Origin of the sequence: Flavobacterium sp. PL02 (assembly GCF_035013205.1) — a bacterium.
Taxonomy (GTDB): domain Bacteria; phylum Bacteroidota; class Bacteroidia; order Flavobacteriales; family Flavobacteriaceae; genus Flavobacterium.
Genome location: NZ_JAYGJP010000007.1, coordinates 32639 through 48371, shown reverse-complemented (window position 1 = coordinate 48371; position 15733 = coordinate 32639). Strand labels below are relative to the sequence as shown.

Annotated in this window: 15 protein-coding genes; 12 read left to right on the top strand and 3 right to left on the bottom strand. The window is 30.7% G+C overall.

Features of this window, described 5'->3' with window-relative positions; all coding sequences use genetic code 11:
* Positions 1 to 31: 31 nt before the first annotated feature.
* Positions 32 to 1198, bottom strand: a complete 1167-nt coding sequence (locus SHI72_RS17830; RefSeq protein ID WP_323490887.1) for an MFS transporter — start codon at positions 1196 to 1198, stop codon at positions 32 to 34.
* A gap of 104 nt (positions 1199 to 1302) precedes the next feature.
* Between SHI72_RS17830 and SHI72_RS17825 the strand changes: the two genes are divergently transcribed.
* From SHI72_RS17825 to SHI72_RS17785, 9 genes are all read left to right on the top strand, one after another.
* The gene (locus SHI72_RS17825; RefSeq protein ID WP_323490886.1) at positions 1303 to 2136 is read left to right on the top strand and encodes an AraC family transcriptional regulator; all 834 of its coding nucleotides are present in this window, start codon (positions 1303 to 1305) and stop codon (positions 2134 to 2136) included.
* A gap of 558 nt (positions 2137 to 2694) precedes the next feature.
* Positions 2695 to 3684, top strand: a complete 990-nt coding sequence (locus SHI72_RS17820; protein WP_039120250.1) for a type IX secretion system membrane protein PorP/SprF — start codon at positions 2695 to 2697, stop codon at positions 3682 to 3684.
* Between the two features lie 309 nt (positions 3685 to 3993).
* On the top strand, positions 3994 to 5100 hold the full coding sequence (locus SHI72_RS17815; RefSeq protein WP_323490885.1) for a helix-turn-helix domain-containing protein: 1107 nt from the start codon (positions 3994 to 3996) through the stop codon (positions 5098 to 5100).
* A gap of 131 nt (positions 5101 to 5231) precedes the next feature.
* Positions 5232 to 6029, top strand: coding sequence for an SDR family NAD(P)-dependent oxidoreductase (locus tag SHI72_RS17810; RefSeq protein ID WP_323490884.1), 798 nt, complete (start codon positions 5232 to 5234; stop codon positions 6027 to 6029).
* Entirely contained in the window at positions 6026 to 7018 is a 993-nt protein-coding gene (locus SHI72_RS17805) for an NAD-dependent epimerase/dehydratase family protein (protein ID WP_323490883.1), read from the top strand. Before SHI72_RS17810 ends, SHI72_RS17805 begins: the two co-directional genes overlap by 4 nt.
* Before the next feature lie 120 nt (positions 7019 to 7138).
* The gene (locus SHI72_RS17800; RefSeq protein ID WP_323490882.1) at positions 7139 to 7699 is read left to right on the top strand and encodes a 2'-5' RNA ligase family protein; all 561 of its coding nucleotides are present in this window, start codon (positions 7139 to 7141) and stop codon (positions 7697 to 7699) included.
* A gap of 133 nt (positions 7700 to 7832) precedes the next feature.
* Entirely contained in the window at positions 7833 to 8762 is a 930-nt protein-coding gene (locus tag SHI72_RS17795) for a helix-turn-helix transcriptional regulator (RefSeq protein WP_323490881.1), read from the top strand.
* Between the two features lie 102 nt (positions 8763 to 8864).
* Positions 8865 to 9590, top strand: coding sequence for an SDR family oxidoreductase (locus tag SHI72_RS17790; RefSeq protein ID WP_323490880.1), 726 nt, complete (start codon positions 8865 to 8867; stop codon positions 9588 to 9590).
* Positions 9591 to 9609: 19 nt separating this feature from the next.
* Positions 9610 to 10377, top strand: a complete 768-nt coding sequence (locus SHI72_RS17785) for an SDR family oxidoreductase (protein ID WP_323490879.1) — start codon at positions 9610 to 9612, stop codon at positions 10375 to 10377.
* Between the two features lie 100 nt (positions 10378 to 10477).
* Here the strand turns inward: SHI72_RS17785 and SHI72_RS17780 are convergent, their stop codons facing one another.
* Positions 10478 to 10849, bottom strand: a complete 372-nt coding sequence (locus SHI72_RS17780; protein ID WP_323490878.1) for a DoxX family protein — start codon at positions 10847 to 10849, stop codon at positions 10478 to 10480.
* A gap of 104 nt (positions 10850 to 10953) precedes the next feature.
* Between SHI72_RS17780 and SHI72_RS17775 the strand changes: the two genes are divergently transcribed.
* Complete coding sequence (locus tag SHI72_RS17775) at positions 10954 to 11313, top strand: helix-turn-helix domain-containing protein (protein WP_323490877.1); 360 nt, start codon at positions 10954 to 10956, stop codon at positions 11311 to 11313.
* Positions 11314 to 11578: 265 nt separating this feature from the next.
* Here the strand turns inward: SHI72_RS17775 and SHI72_RS17770 are convergent, their stop codons facing one another.
* Positions 11579 to 12673 carry a DUF695 domain-containing protein gene (locus SHI72_RS17770; RefSeq protein WP_323490876.1) on the bottom strand — a complete coding sequence of 365 codons (1095 nt, stop codon included), beginning with the start codon at positions 12671 to 12673 and terminating at the stop codon, positions 11579 to 11581.
* 426 nt (positions 12674 to 13099) lie between these two features.
* On the opposite strand from SHI72_RS17770, the gene SHI72_RS17765 reads away from it, so the two are divergent.
* Entirely contained in the window at positions 13100 to 14191 is a 1092-nt protein-coding gene (locus tag SHI72_RS17765; RefSeq protein ID WP_086895887.1) for a sensor histidine kinase, read from the top strand.
* A 5-nt stretch (positions 14192 to 14196) separates the two neighbouring features.
* Positions 14197 to 15531, top strand: coding sequence for a sigma-54 dependent transcriptional regulator (locus SHI72_RS17760; protein WP_323490875.1), 1335 nt, complete (start codon positions 14197 to 14199; stop codon positions 15529 to 15531).
* Positions 15532 to 15733: the final 202 nt, after the last annotated feature.

The following is a 15733-nucleotide window of genomic DNA, read 5'->3' as shown; positions in this document are numbered from 1 at the left end:
TTTGACTTGTCTTTTATAAATATATTCATTTTTAAACTCTTTGTAATTGCATCACGTATTTTTTTCTTTGTATAAATATAAAGGTAAAGAGTATTCCCAGAAATGACATTCCAACTCCTATTAAATTTGGTGAAGCATAACTGTAACCAGCTATTAGAGGCAATCCTCCTAAAAAGGCTCCTAATGCATTTCCTATATTAAAACTTGCCTGAATCGCTGCCGAAGCAATCATTTCGGCACCCGTTGCCGTCTGAATCATTAACATCTGGATTGGTGCTACAATCGAAAACGAAACACATCCTGTTAAGAAGGTCAAAAATAAAGACGCATACTGATTATATGAAAAGAAATAAACCAAAAGCAAATCGATAGCCATTACAAAAAGCAACATTATAACAGTAGTTGCTGCCGAAAATTTATCAGCTAATTTACCTCCTATAAAATTCCCTATCACCATTCCTAATCCTGCTAAAATTAAAATGTACGAAACATTCTCTGGCGAGAAACCAGATACATTTGTTAGCAAAGGCGCGATATAACTAATCCAGGAAAACAATCCTCCAAAACCTATTGCTGTAATTGCAATTATTAACCAAGCCTCAGTTTTCTTAAAAAACTGCAATTGAGTTTTCATACTTTCGCTTTTATTAGATTCCAGATTTGGCATCCATAAATAAATAAAAAGAAACGTAAGTAATCCGATTACAGCAATAAGTACAAATGTATAACGCCATAAAAAATGATGCCCAATATAAGTTCCGATAGGAACACCTATTAAATTTGCCAATGTTAATCCCGAAAACATAATAGAAACAGCCTGTGCTTCTTTTCCTTTATCAGCAAGTCGGCTCGCTACAACAGCTCCCACCCCAAAAAAAGCTCCGTGAGGTAAGCCCGATAATAATCTCGATGCAAATAATATTTCGTAAGTAGGCGCAATAATCGAAAGAGCATTAAATACAGCCAACATCATTGCCAGAATTAAAAGCATTTTCTTTGGCGGATAATTTCTTCCTATAATAACTAATAATGGTGCACCAATTACAACACCTAATGCATAAGCAGAAATTAAATATCCTGCTACAGGAATAGAAACATTCATATTCTGAGCAATATCAGGCAATAAACCCATCATCACAAACTCTGTGATCCCAATAGTTAAACCGCCCAATGAGAGCGCAATAAGACTTTTTTTCATTTGATTTTTTATAGAAAAGGAATAGATTTTCTATGCAGCAAATTTACATCCGGCAATGTTAAAATAAGTTGTATATTTACGATATTAACTTGTACATATCGAGCATGCCGAAATTAAATCAATTTGAAACACTTGTTATAGATGATTTTGAAGAAGAAAAATTTCACCTTCCTTTTCATGGCCATACCTATTATGAAATTATTTATATCGTAAAAGGCAATGGAATTCATCATCTCAATCAAAACTTACTTCCGTACAAAACTGGTGACCTATTTGTAATTTCGCCCGAAGATGAACATTGTTTTGATATCAAGAAATGCACTCGATTTGTATATATAAAATTCACAGATAATTATTTCAATTCTAATAAAAGTCTTTTCTGTGATGATTTATTACTCAATACTCCAGAGTGTTTTATGCGGGATAAACTCCTAAAAGAAACCGTTCTAAAATTAGATGAGCCTTGTAAAACAATCCTAAAAAACACAATAGAAAACATTACAGCTTACAACAGCCGAATAGATGTAACAACTTCTCCAATTGTATTCTATCAGATCCTTTCAATCTTTGGATTAATCAAAGAAACCATGCGTGGTATGAATCCTAAAGCACAAGGAAATCATTTTGATAGCGAGCAAATCACATCTTATGTCCATCAGAATATTTATTACCCAAAACTGGTTCAGATAAAAGCAATTTCTGCTCATTTTAATATAGCCGAAACCTATTTTAGCGCCTATTTTAAAAGAACATTCGCCATTAGTTATCGTGATTATATCAATAACCTAAGAACGATATTAATCGAAAAAAGAATTACCAACAACCAAATGCCCATCAAGCAAATTGCCTACGAATTTGGCTTTACAGACGAAAGTCATTTATCAAATTACTTCAAGAAAAGAAAAAACATGAATCCTAGCGATTTCAAGAAATTGTAAATTCTAAGACGTGTGTATATTTATTGATTGCCTATAGAGGGAACACGGATAAAACAGATTCGCTAAAGCGACAACACAGATAAAAACGGATTTCTTACTATTGTTTTTTATTTACGTAAAAGTCACAAACTAAGCAACCTTTGAACCTTTGCCTCTTAGTACCTTAGAGCCTTAAGAAAGAAGTCATAAATCACAACGATTATTTTAAACACAAACTAAGCAACCTCAGCACCTCAGAGCCTGTACCTCTGTACCTTTCCTAAAAAAACCTTTGAACCTTTGCCTCTTAGTACCTTAGAGCCTTAAAAAAAAGTCATAAATCACAACGATTATTTCAAACAAAAACTAAGCAACCTTAGCACCTCAGAGCCTTAGTACCTCTGTACCTTTCCTAAACTAAAAATGTCTTATTCAGCTATTTTTATATCTTATTACAGCAATAAATCCATCCTTTCTGAGCTTACTTTGCAAAAATCCAGGTGTTTATTATATCGTGAAAACAAGTGTATTTCAGTATAATACCCTATTACAGTTTAATAAATACCATTTACGGCTTTGATATATACTAAAATTAGATTTTCAGTTCTTTTATTATTTATATTTTCCTTTTCTTATTCTCAAGAAGGAATTCCTATATACTCCGATTATTTATCAGACAACTATTACCTGATACATCCATCAATGGCAGGAGCTTCTGATTGTACTAAATTAAGAGTAACATCACGCAGCCAATGGTCTGGACAAGACGATGCGCCTTCGCTTCAAACATTAAGTCTTAGCAGCCGAATTGGAGATAGAACTGGTGCAGGTATCATACTCTTTAATGATAAAAATGGATATCACTCTCAAAAAGGAATTAAACTTACTTATGCTTATCATATTCTTTTTTCAAGAGATGAAATGGACTTAAATCAACTTTCATTTGGTATGAATGCTGGAGTTATTCAAAGTCAGTTAGACGAAACTTCATTCATTGGTTTTGATCCAATTGTTAACGGAGGCGTCTTAAAAGATTCTTACTTTAATGTTGATTTTGGAGCGTCTTATAATTATCTAAATTTTTATACCCACGCAACAGTTCAAGGTGCTCTCGAAACAAGACGTCAGTTATATACTGAATATGAAAGTAAAAATATCCGAAAATATCTTTTGAGTGCAGGATATACTTTTGGGAGCAAAAAAAGAATATGGATAGAACCTTCATTCCTTTTTCAGCTAGTTGATAAAACCAAAGAAAAAATAATCGACATTAACTTAAAAGCTTATAAAAAAATTGGAGAAGGTAATATATGGGCAGCCTTGTCATACCGAAGAAATTTTAACGGTACCGAATATTATAATGGTATTGATGTTTCTAAACAAAACCTACAATACGTAACTCCTATTTTGGGCGCTAAGTACAAAAAATTTATGTTTGCATACACGTATTCTAAAGTTATAGGCGATATACAATTTGATAGCGGAGCATATCATCAAATTACATTAGGAATAAATTTATTCTGCAAAAAAGAGCGATATGAATGTGAATGTCCTGCGATAAATTTATAATTCTAATTTAAACAAAAATAACCGATTATAACAAATAAAAAAGCGAATATCCATTTTTAGGCTATTCGCTTTTTAAGTAACTTGGCATTGATATTTTTTTTGCTAATATATTGAATCCTAAAAAACATAAAAAATCTTTTCAAACTTAATTTTGTGATTTTTCATAAAAACCTAAACCTTTATATATTTGGTAACATTCATTTAAATTCCAAACAAACCTGCTATCTTCCTTATACAGTTTTTTAACTTAAAAAGTTTATCAAAAGCCGAAATGCTTAAATTTGATAAACTATTTTAAATAAAAGCGTAATGAACATAAGCGAACTTAATTCCTTAATAATAATTTTGATTTTCGGGTCGCTCATTCTGCTTTCATTTCTTAAGATAACTAATCCTCTAAACGTAAATAAAAAAGCTAATTTTTGTTTCGGAATATTTCTGTTTTTATGGGCAACATTCTGGATTGATGAAATTTCTTTATTCTTGGGCAATCACAAAGTAAGTGAACCTTTAAATTCGTTTATCCACTTTATTCAGTTTACTACTCCTCTAGTGTTTTATTTTAGTATTGTGTTTTTTACAAATCCCAATTATAAATTCAGCAAATCCGATTTTAAATACCTCATTCTCCCAATAGTATTCTTTTTTGTATTGCTTCTAAGATCAAAAGAAAACTCAACTTCTCTTAAATTACTTTCGATTACACTTATGCTAACACAATCAGTTTTCTATGCCTTAGCTTCATATTTAAAGATTAGAAAACACAAAAAAAATACACTTCTTTTTTCATCTAATGCAAATGAAATTGACTTAAATTGGTTAGAATACATTATTTTATTAATCCTATCAATGAGCTTAATTATTACGGTTTATAATGTGTTTTTTTATTCCTCGACACTAAACGTATTTATAAATAGTGCTTCGTTAATTATAATCTTCGTTATTGCGTATTACTCTCTTAAACAAAAAGAGATTTTTCCGTTGGATGAAAAACAACGCTCAGAGATAATCCTAATAAATGAGCAAGAAGAACTAATCGAAATAAAACGAAAAGTGATTTCTGATGACGAATTGATTGTTATAAAAACAGAGCTAAATCGTATAATGCTTGAGCAAAAACCTTATCTGGATAGTGAACTAAATCTTATAAAATTATCCGAACTCGTAAATCGTACGCCACACCAAGTATCCTATGCTATTAATTCAGGCTTTAACGAAAACTTCTTTCAGTTCATTAATAAATATCGTGTCCAAAAAGCAAAAGAACTATTAGTAAAAGAAGAAATGAACAATCTTTCTATTTTAGGGATTGCATACGAATCTGGCTTCAACTCGAAAACTTCATTTAATAATACATTCAAAAAAATCACCAATCAAACTCCATCCGAGTACAAAAAGAATAGTCCAAGTTTATAAGTTCGAACTTTTACCTAAAACCGACAACTCATTTCCAAATAGTTACATGAAAATAAAATTGGTTCTCATTTATAAACACGAACATTTACGGTTATAATCAAATCTACATTTGCTTCAATAAATTAGAGATTATGTCAGCCGAAAAAAAATCAGAAGAATCATTTGTTGTCATCACAGGTGCAAGTCAGGGATTAGGAAAAGAATTTGCTTTGGAATTTGCCAAAAGAAAAATGAACCTCATATTGGTAAGTTTACCCAATCAGGGACTTTTGGATTTATCCAATGAAATTACTACCAAATACAATGTAAAAACATCTTACTTCGAAACCGATTTAGCTGTTTCTGATAATGTTATAGCGCTTTCTAATTGGATAAACGAAAACTTTAATGTTCATATCTTAATTAATAATGCCGGAACTGGCGGGACAAAAAAGTTTGTCGATGCCAAGGTCGATTATATCAATACCATTATGCAGGTAAATGTTGTGGCAACATCCATCCTTACGCATCAGTTATTGCCTAATTTAATGAAGCAAAAACAATCTTATATCCTAAATGTTTCGAGTATGGCAGCTTTTTCTCCCATTGGTTACAAAACTGTTTATCCTGCATCCAAAACCTTTATCCATTCTTTTTCCAGAGGTTTATATCAGGAATTAAAAGATACAAACGTATTTGTAAGTGTTGTAAATCCTGGCGCAATGAAAACCAACGACGAGATTAAAGCCAGAATAGAGAAACAAGGTTTTTTAGGAAAACTAACTTTATTAGATCCCGAAAAAGTTGCACAATATTGCATCAAACAATTATTTAAAAAAGATAGTGTAATCATGGTAAATCCTATAAGTTGGGCAATACTAAAAATTTTACCCATAGGAATACGATTGCCATTAATGACACGAGCTATTAAAAGAGAAATTGTATCATGAAAAAAGTATTTGTAACAGGTGTTAGTGGTTTACTAGGTACTAATCTGGTCGAAACATTATTAGACAATGATTTTTTTGTAAAAGGATTAATACGTGATAAAGCCAAATTTGAAGGTCAGAAACATTCAAATCTGGAATTATATCAAGGCAATTTATTCGATGATTTAACCTCAGCATTAAACGATGTGGATTTTGTGATACATATTGCTGCCGAAACAAATCAAAACTTAATTTATTATCATGATTATCAAAAAATAAATTACGATGCTACTATCCAATTATTCAATGCGGCTATTTACTGCAAGGTCAAAAAATTTATTTTTGTTAGCACAGCAAATACATTAGGATTTGGTTCTCTGACTGATTTGGGAGATGAAACGAAGAAGATAAAATTACCTTTTACAACTTCATTTTATGCCAAAAGTAAATTAGAAACCGAAGAGTATTTATTGCAAAAAAGTAATAAAATTGAAGTTTTGATAGTAAATCCAACTTTTATGCTTGGCGCTTATGACACTAAACCAAGTTCAGGGAGAATTATCTTAATGGTCTGGAAAAAGAAGATTCTGTTTTATCCGCCAGGAGGAAAAAACTTTGTTCATGTAAAGGATGTTGCTTCTGGAATTATCAAGAGTTTAGAAAAAGGGAAGAATAAAGAAAAATATATTTTGGCTAATAAAAACCTCAGTTACTTCGAATTTTTCAAGAAGCTGAATATAATTGCAAATCAAAACCCAATTATGATAAAAATCCCAAAACAAGTTTTAATAGGATTAGGCTATTTGGGAGATGGTATTAGATTATTAAAAATTAAAACCAGCATTAGTTCTACCAACATGAAAGCACTTTGTATTGATAATTTTTATTCTAATGAAAAATCCATCCATGAATTAGGAATAAATTACAGACATACTGAAGTCGCTATCAATGATGCTTTAAAATATTTTGAAAGCAAAACTAAATTTAATAAAACCGTTCATCATAAGTAGTAAATAAATCTGTTTATGTACGGTGCGTCTCTACAGAAAATCTTTGAACCTCTGCACCTTTGAACCTTTGAACCTTTAAAAAAGATTTATTCCTTAATTTTGCTTCAAAACGAAACCACCATGCAAAAGCATTATTCAGTAGCTATATATCCTCCAGAGGCGACTATCGCTTTGATTAAATCAATGAAAGAACAATTGGCTGATGAAATAAAATGGTTTAACAGCAAAAATTCAGTTGCGCATATCACCATTTGCGAATTTAAAGCTACGGATAAAGAACTTGAAATAGTTAAAGCTAAATTAAGCCGTTTATGCGATTCTTTTGAACCTTTTGAGGTACAACTCGATAAATTTGATTCTTACCCTAATGGAGCGTTTGTAATAACTCCAAACGAGGTTTCCAGAAACAAATTAAAACCAATTATGAAACGGGTTCACCAATCACTTGTTATTCCGAATATGAAAAAAAGCGATAATCCGCATCTATCTATTGCAAGAAGATTAACTCCTGAAAATATCGAAATTGCAAACCGACTATTTACTACAATTAATACCAACTTTATATGCGATAGTATTGTACTAAGACAATTTAACGAAGTGGTAAAACAATTTTCAGTAATCGATACATTTCAATTCAACGGTAATACACAACCAGAATTAATACAAGGAACACTTTTTTAGTATAAATGCAACCAACAACTTTAAACTATCAACAATCAACTATAAACAATCAACTATAAACAATCAACTATAAACCAACAACAATAAACAAATAACCAAATTTCGTATATTTGAATTTCACAAATCATTTGGTATGAAAACAACATCTATAGACGAGTTTTATAAAAATCTCACTGAAGGTTCGGATATTGAACCAAGTTCGTTATTACCGAATGATATTAAAAAAGAAATCGGTCACTTTAATGTTTTCAATACAAAAGAACTTTGGGAAAAACTCCGAGAAAAACCTTTTATGCCTTATGACCGAAGAGCATACTACAAAATAAGTTTAATAAGAGGTAAAAACAGAGCCGAATACGCCGACAAAGTAATTGATATTGAGAAAAATGCTATTTTGTTTGCTACTCCAAAAATTCCTTATCATTATGTTCCACAAGACATATATCAATCGGGGCATTTTTGCGTTTTTACATCTGAATTTATAACAGGAAATAAAAACGGAATAGAACTCGATGAACTTCCTATTTTTAAATCTGATGGATATCCAATTTTTCTATTAACGGATGAAGAATCTACAGAAATTGAATTCATATTCCAAAAGATACACAAAGAAATCAATTCTGACTACCTTTACAAATACGATTTAATTCGTAATTATGTATCTGAGTTAATCCATTTTGGGCAAAAGTTACAGCCCATAACAGCTTTATATTCCAAGCATAATTCCGCAGCTAGAGTTTCTTCATTATTTATAGAGTTACTTGAGAGACAATTCCCTATAGAATCTCCACACCAAAGATTGGAATTAAAAACTGCTAAAGATTTTGCAACACGATTATCTATTCATGTAAATCATTTTAATAAAGTACTTAAAGAAAATACAGGCAAAACTACTACCGAATTAATAAGTAGCCGACTAACACAGGAAGCCAAAATTCTATTAAAAGAAACGGATTGGAATGTATCTGAAATCGCATATTCACTTGGTTTTGAAGAACTAGCGCACTTTTCTAATTTTTTCAAAAAACAAACTACACTTACACCATTATCATTTCGTACATAATTCGTCTGATTTGAATTTCGCAAACATCAGATTGATATTTGCAACTCTCCAGTTTTACTTCGTTCCTACCTTTGTCTTATCAATTTAAAAATAAATATAGCAATGGAATTACTGAACAATAAAATACTAATTACTGGTGGCGCAAGCGGTATTGGCTTGGGACTTACCGAAAGATTTATTAAAGAAAATAATACTGTGATTGTTTGCGGAAGACGTAAATCTGTCTTAAAAGAACTTACCGATAAATTCCCAACAGTAATTACTAGAATATGTGATTTATCGATTGAATCTGAACGAATAAATCTTTATAAATGGATATCCGAAAATCACAGCGATCTAAATGTTCTTGTAAATAATGCAGGGATTCAGCAATGGATGAATGTTTCTGACGAAGATTTCTTTGAACGCGCAAAAACTGAAATAGCAACCAATATTGAAGCTCCTCTACATCTAATCTCTCTTTTTATTAATTTAAAATCGCTTAAAACGGTTATGAATGTAACGTCGGGACTTTCTTTTTCTCCTTATGCCAAAGTACCTGTTTATTCGGCTACAAAAGCCTTTTTTCGTTCATTTACTTTGTCTCTTCGTCATTTGCTTAAAGCAAACAATATTGAGGTAATCGAAATAATTCCGCCTGCATTAAATACTGACCTTGGTGGTATCAGTTTGCATAATGCTGCACCAAGTGTAGAAAGTTTTATCGAATCTATTTTTGAACAATTAAAAGAAGGAAAAGACCAACTTACATTTGGATCTAGCGAAACAAGAGCTAATGCAAGTGCTGCCGATTTAAAAACAGCATTTAACCAAATGAATGCCAATTAATAACAATAAAAGAATCAAAATGACAACAAACACAAAAATAGCCTTGGTAACTGGTGGTAGCAGAGGATTAGGAAGAAATATGGCAATAAGCATTGCTAAAAAAGGAATTAATGTAATACTTACTTATAATAGTAACGAAGATGAAGCTAAAGCTGTTGTAGCCGAAATTGAAAAACTAGGACAAAAAGCAATTGCATTACAACTTAATACTGGAGGAGATATAAAGAGTTTTGATACTTTTTACAACCAAATTACAGCTGTATTAAAAGAGACTTTCAATACAGAACGCTTTGATTTTTTAATCAATAATGCTGGTATCGGAATAAATGCTCCCTTCGCTGAAACTACCGAAGAACAATTTGACCAGTTAATGAATATCAATTATAAAGGTGTTTATTTCCTGACCCAAAAAGCATTGCCTTTTTTACAAGATGGCGGTCGAATAATTAATATCTCAACAGGATTAGCGCGCTTTACAGGACCTGGTTATTCTGCTTATGCTTCGATGAAAGGTGCGATAGAAACATTTACAAAATACCTTGCAAAGGAACTTGGTAACCGAAAAATCACTGCCAATGTTGTAGCTCCCGGAGCAATAGAAACCGATTTTGGTGGTGGAGCCGTTAGAGACATCCAGCAATATAATGATTACGTAAAATCTGTAACCGCATTAGGTCGTGCCGGATTACCAGATGACATTGGTGGTGTTGTAGCTTTTTTATGTACCGAAGATGCCCGATGGATTAATGCGCAACGTATTGAGGTTTCGGGAGGAATGAATTTGTAAAAAACATTTCACCATTAAGAAATTAAGTTTCATTAAGGATAAACACTTCCCTTTTCTTAATTTCTTAATGGTGAAAAAATCTTTAGACAGTTAGCTACTTTTATAAAATTATTTTAAAAGTCTTGTCTGTCCATAACAGTAATACGGAGAGAATACACATTATAAGAGAATTATAAAAATGATTGTATTCCTGATGAGCCATATGAGCTGTAAATGCCCCAACTGCAAAAGGAAACAACAATAGAATCCCAATTGTTTTTATAGGCGGATTAAATAACCCTATAACAATTAACAAGACACCGATAAGTTCTCCGATACCAATATAAATTGTCCAAATCTTGTTAAAGCCTAAAGATTCCATGCTTTTCATCATAGATTCTTTTTGAAAAACTTTGAAAAGTGAGGCATACCCAAATACATAGAGATAATACAAATAACTCGCCCAATAAATGATTGTTTTAATAGTTTCCATTTTTTACAAATTTTAATTTTTACGCTGTAAATGTATTTACTAACTTGCATTTATTAAAGTACATACAAAATTGTAGGGTACTGATAAAAAAGTAAGTACACGCTATGAGAAAAGAAAACTCTACCAATAGTATTAATGAAAATTACTTAAACGAAAATTGTGGTATCGCCTACACGCTATCGATAATTGGAGGGAGATGGAAAATAAACATATTAAGCTATCTTATAAATGAGAATAAACTCCGATACAGTGAATTAAAATTCAGACTTACAGGAATTTCAGAGCGTATGCTTATTTCTAAACTTAAAGAATTAGAAAATGATGGTTTAATAAATCGGATTGTTCACGCGCAAGTTCCTCCTAAAGTAGAATATGAATTAACGGAACTTGGTAAATCTTTTAAAGAAATTTTAGATTTAATGTCCAACTGGGGAGAGAATAATAACAAGGTACTAAGGCGCTGAGTTGTAAAAGTTATTCCGCTTGAACATAAAAAATTCATCATCTTGTCATTATGAGCAGAGCCGAAGAATCTCCATAAGTGAGTCTATAACCTATTTAGAGTCACTTCACTTATGGAGATTGCTTTTTCAACTCACTATAAATTCTTATCTTCTTACGTCAGGATAATATTTCAAGTACTATTTTGTTTGTTTTATGTTCAAACTGAGCAACCTTAGAACCTTAGAGCCTTTGCATCTCAGAATCTTAGATAAAACCTCAAAAAAACTAATTCATATATCTATTAAAAGATTGCCAGTATTTGTCTTTGTAAATTTCATATTCAATCTCAACTTGAGAGGTAAATTTATTCTTAATCTCTTCCAGTACTTTTGAAGGTTTTCTAAAATCTTTACAAGCAAAATAAATTTCTCTTAAATTTTCTGCAGTTTCACGCCCTAGATTAAGATATCCTTCGGAATCTTTAAGTTCTTTCATTAAAAAATCATCTTCGATTTCATTTAATAACTGAAATGTTTCATTATCAGGAAATCCGTTATTATCCTCTCCGTTATAACCTATTTTTACGGTTACAATCCACGGATGTGATGGTTTAGCATCCCATTCAAACAATGTAGAATTAATAACTGCAATTAGAGGTAAACCACTACTAAGTGTAGCTTCAAGACTAGAATAACCATCATTCTCAGTATTATGCCTTACTCCTTCATACTTCTCTACAAATTCCTTTTGTCTCCAAATCAGGAAATCTTGTAGTTTCTCGATAGGTACTAATTCTTTATTTGCTTCATCTTTACCAATTACATCAATTATATCTATGTTTTCGGTAAAGTGCAATTCTCCCAGATAATTATCTAAAAAGATGTAAGTTCCGTTAGTTATAATTGGCTTATTCTCTTCATTACAATCTAAATGTACTACTGTAATATCTATTTTATCTGGATATTCCTTATCATCATTTGAGTAAAAAAACAGATTATCACTACCAAAAGTATAATCTCCCATTTTTATAGAAACATTTTTAATATCTGTCGCTGGTTTTAAGGCGGTAAATTTCCAGTTAGGAAGCTTAGGAGCTGCATTAACTAATTCTTCTACAAAAACAATATTCTTTATGTTTCCATCTGCAGTAAGAACCAATTCAGCAGTTTGTTCATTAAGCATTCCTGTCAAAAAGAAATAACCCTCTTTTAGACTTTCTAGTTGGGGAGATAATTTATCAAAAAAATCTTTCTCGATATTTGTACCTCTATTCACAGCGTTGTAAAAATCCTTTTCATTTTTTTCAAACCAATTCCAAAAATCAGCATTTGACTTTATAGCTTCACTCTTTTTTCCAAAAATATTTTTAAGCATACTCATTATATTATTTTCTAATTATTCTTTTAATTTCAATTTATATTCAAATATAACAAAGTGAAAAATTATAAAGAAATTAAAGACATAAAAGGTAACAAAATTATAAAGATTATTTACCTCTCTCATTTATATAAAAAAACACCTATTTCTTCCTCACTGCATCCATTTTCAATTTCTAGAACTAAATAAATTTTTAAAAAAAATGTCGCTTTTTCATTAAAAATATTACGCTTTTAAGTTAATCAAAAAAGCAATTGCTAAATAGCCCTAAAAAGTTATAATAATAGTAGAATAAGTCACATTACAACCACCTATTTAGTTCATTTTTAAATAGTTAAAAGAAAATAAGAATTCCTAGTTTCAATTAGGAAATTTATCTAACTTTGATTAGTTTTATAAATTTTTTAACCTTTTTCCTACAAAAAAGTAATGATTAATAGTGCCCCAGAAGAAAAACTAAAAGAAAGAATTAAAGAATTATTATGTCTTTATCAGATTTCAAAAATAATTTCAAAATCTAATAATGTTAATAAAGTTACTCTGGAAGAAATCATTTTTTCAGTGGTAAAAGCATGGAGATTTTGTGATGATTCTATAGTCGAAATTCAGATAAATGATTATACACTAGCTACAGCATTAATTCCAAAAAATAATGTTTCGCAACATAGTGAAATAATAGTATCAAATAAAGTCTCAGGATTTATCAAAGTATATTATCCTCAGCCAAAATATAATCTTAATCATTTTCTAAAAGAAGAACAAGAACTTTTAGATACCGTTTCTTTTGAAATTGGCAATTACATAGAAAAATACCAAAATTTAGAAAAAAAGGCTACTCTAAGGAAAACTTTAGAGAGAAAAGACAGACTATCAATTCTTGGAGAAATGACTGCAGGAATTGCACACGAACTTAATACCCCCCTTGCTAACATATTAGGGTTTGCAGAGCTTATTAAAGATGAAACCAAAGATCAAATAATTATTGATGATATCGCCAAAATCATAAATTCAGCAATCTATTCACGCGAAATAGTCAAAAAATTAATGTTTTTTTCTTGTGGCATGCCTCAACAATTACAATTACTAAAAATAAAGCCAATAGTAACTGATGCTCTCACCTTTCTTAAGCAGAATTTTCAGAAAAAAAGTGTACAATATCAACTTGATTTTCAAGACGATGATATTATTGCAAAAGTAGATTCCATTCAACTTACTCAAGTTTTATTTAATCTACTTATAAATGCAATATACGTAGCCCCAAAGAATAGTATCATCTATATAGGAGTGAATAGTGACGAAGAAAATATGATACTAAAAATAGCAGACAATGGCCCTGGAGTTCCTCATGAAATTAAACAAAAAATATTTGACCCATTTTTCACTACAAAACCTGTAGGCGAAAGCTGTGGCCTTGGACTTAGTGTAGTACATGGAATAATTAAAAACCATAATGGAGATATAGAGGTGATTGATAATACCCCAAGTGGAACGATTTTTTTAATAAAGTTACCGTTACAATAATTAAAATGAACTTAAAGAAAGAAAACATACTAATTGTAGATGATAATTATGACATGCTAGATTTGCTTCAGCGCAATCTAAAAGCATTAAATTATCATATCTATAAAGCATCATCAGTAAATGAAGCTTTAGGTATTTTAAAATATACCAATATAGACCTCCTTATAACCGACCTAAATATGCCGGAAATAAATGGTATTGAATTAATAAAGTTTACTGAAGAACATTATCCATTAATGCCTAAATTGGTAATAACAGGTTTACCATCAATTAATAGTGCCGTAATTTCGATACAAGCAGGTGCATTCGATTATTTGGTTAAACCATTCACAAATGAAGAACTTAAAAAAGCGGTTGAGAATTCCTTTATAAAAACAAGAAATAAAACAAAAACTCTACTACCGAAAAAAACCTCTATACCAATAGATAATAATTATTCTGGTATTGTAGGTAACTCTGATCAATTAAGAGATTTAATTGAGATAATAAAAAGAGTTAAAAACAACATGGCAACAGTACTTATACAAGGAGATAGTGGTACTGGAAAAGAACTTATCGCTAAAGCAATACATTATAATGGTATTCTAGCGAAAATGCCTTTTATTACTGTAAACTGCGGTGGAATCCCAGAAGGACTAATGGAATCTGAACTTTTTGGTTATGTAAAAGGAGCATTTACTGGAGCTAATGAATCAAGAATCGGATTGTTTCAGGCAGCTTCTGGAGGAACAATTTTTCTAGATGAAATTGGTACAGCTTCATTATCTGTACAAACAAGACTTCTTAGAGTACTTCAGGAAAAAGAGATTACAAGAGTAGGATCACAAATTCCCGAGAAACTTAATGTTCGAATAATTGCTGCATCTAATACCGATTTATTTCAAATGGTACAAAAAAATGCTTTTAGAGAAGATTTATATTATAGACTAAATGTTGTTAATATCAAGACAACACCTTTAAGAGAAAGAAAAGAGGATATCATTCCTATAATAGATACTTTTTTAAAAAAATATAGTATTGAATATGATAAACCAAACATCTCAATCACCGAAAAAGCGATCGAAATATTACTACGCTACTCTTGGCCTGGTAATGTTCGTGAACTCGAAAATATTATACAGCGTATGATAATAATGAGCGATGATACTATAGATATTCAACAAATACCAGAACATCTTAAATATCACATCACAAGTGGAGAAATAAACATTCTTAAATCACTAAAAGAATATGAAAAAGAACAGATTTTAAAAGTTCTTGCAGCTGTTGATAATAATAAAACCCATGCTGCAAAAATATTACAAATTGACCGTAAAACACTTAATCAGAAAATTATATGAGTTAGAATTGGGTAATTATTCCTCGAATGACACCAAATTCCCATGGCTCAAAAACAAATGATTTTATAAGCTTCTATATCATTAAATTGATTAACAACTTGTTAACTTTTATATGAGTTTAAGGCATACATTTTGCCTTAATTCATACATAAATACATACAAAAGCAATATTTATATTGTTATATAAAACGAATTAAAATAA

Bases quoted from the DNA above. Each gene is read 5' to 3' on its own strand.
- SHI72_RS17780 (WP_323490878.1), bottom strand. From the start codon at position 10,849: ATGGAAACTATTAAAACAATCATTTATTGGGCGAGTTATTTGTATTAT.
- SHI72_RS17830 (WP_323490887.1), bottom strand. From the start codon at position 1,198: ATGAAAAAAAGTCTTATTGCGCTCTCATTGGGCGGTTTAACTATTGGG.
- SHI72_RS17760 (WP_323490875.1), top strand. From the start codon at position 14,197: ATGAACTTAAAGAAAGAAAACATACTAATTGTAGATGATAATTATGAC.
- SHI72_RS17800 (WP_323490882.1), top strand. From the start codon at position 7,139: ATGCAAAAGCATTATTCAGTAGCTATATATCCTCCAGAGGCGACTATC.
- SHI72_RS17805 (WP_323490883.1), top strand. From the start codon at position 6,026: ATGAAAAAAGTATTTGTAACAGGTGTTAGTGGTTTACTAGGTACTAAT.
- SHI72_RS17785 (WP_323490879.1), top strand. From the start codon at position 9,610: ATGACAACAAACACAAAAATAGCCTTGGTAACTGGTGGTAGCAGAGGA.
- SHI72_RS17790 (WP_323490880.1), top strand. From the start codon at position 8,865: ATGGAATTACTGAACAATAAAATACTAATTACTGGTGGCGCAAGCGGT.
- SHI72_RS17795 (WP_323490881.1), top strand. From the start codon at position 7,833: ATGAAAACAACATCTATAGACGAGTTTTATAAAAATCTCACTGAAGGT.
- SHI72_RS17765 (WP_086895887.1), top strand. From the start codon at position 13,100: ATGATTAATAGTGCCCCAGAAGAAAAACTAAAAGAAAGAATTAAAGAA.
- SHI72_RS17770 (WP_323490876.1), bottom strand. From the start codon at position 12,673: ATGAGTATGCTTAAAAATATTTTTGGAAAAAAGAGTGAAGCTATAAAG.
- SHI72_RS17775 (WP_323490877.1), top strand. From the start codon at position 10,954: ATGAGAAAAGAAAACTCTACCAATAGTATTAATGAAAATTACTTAAAC.
- SHI72_RS17815 (WP_323490885.1), top strand. From the start codon at position 3,994: ATGAACATAAGCGAACTTAATTCCTTAATAATAATTTTGATTTTCGGG.
- SHI72_RS17810 (WP_323490884.1), top strand. From the start codon at position 5,232: ATGTCAGCCGAAAAAAAATCAGAAGAATCATTTGTTGTCATCACAGGT.
- SHI72_RS17825 (WP_323490886.1), top strand. From the start codon at position 1,303: ATGCCGAAATTAAATCAATTTGAAACACTTGTTATAGATGATTTTGAA.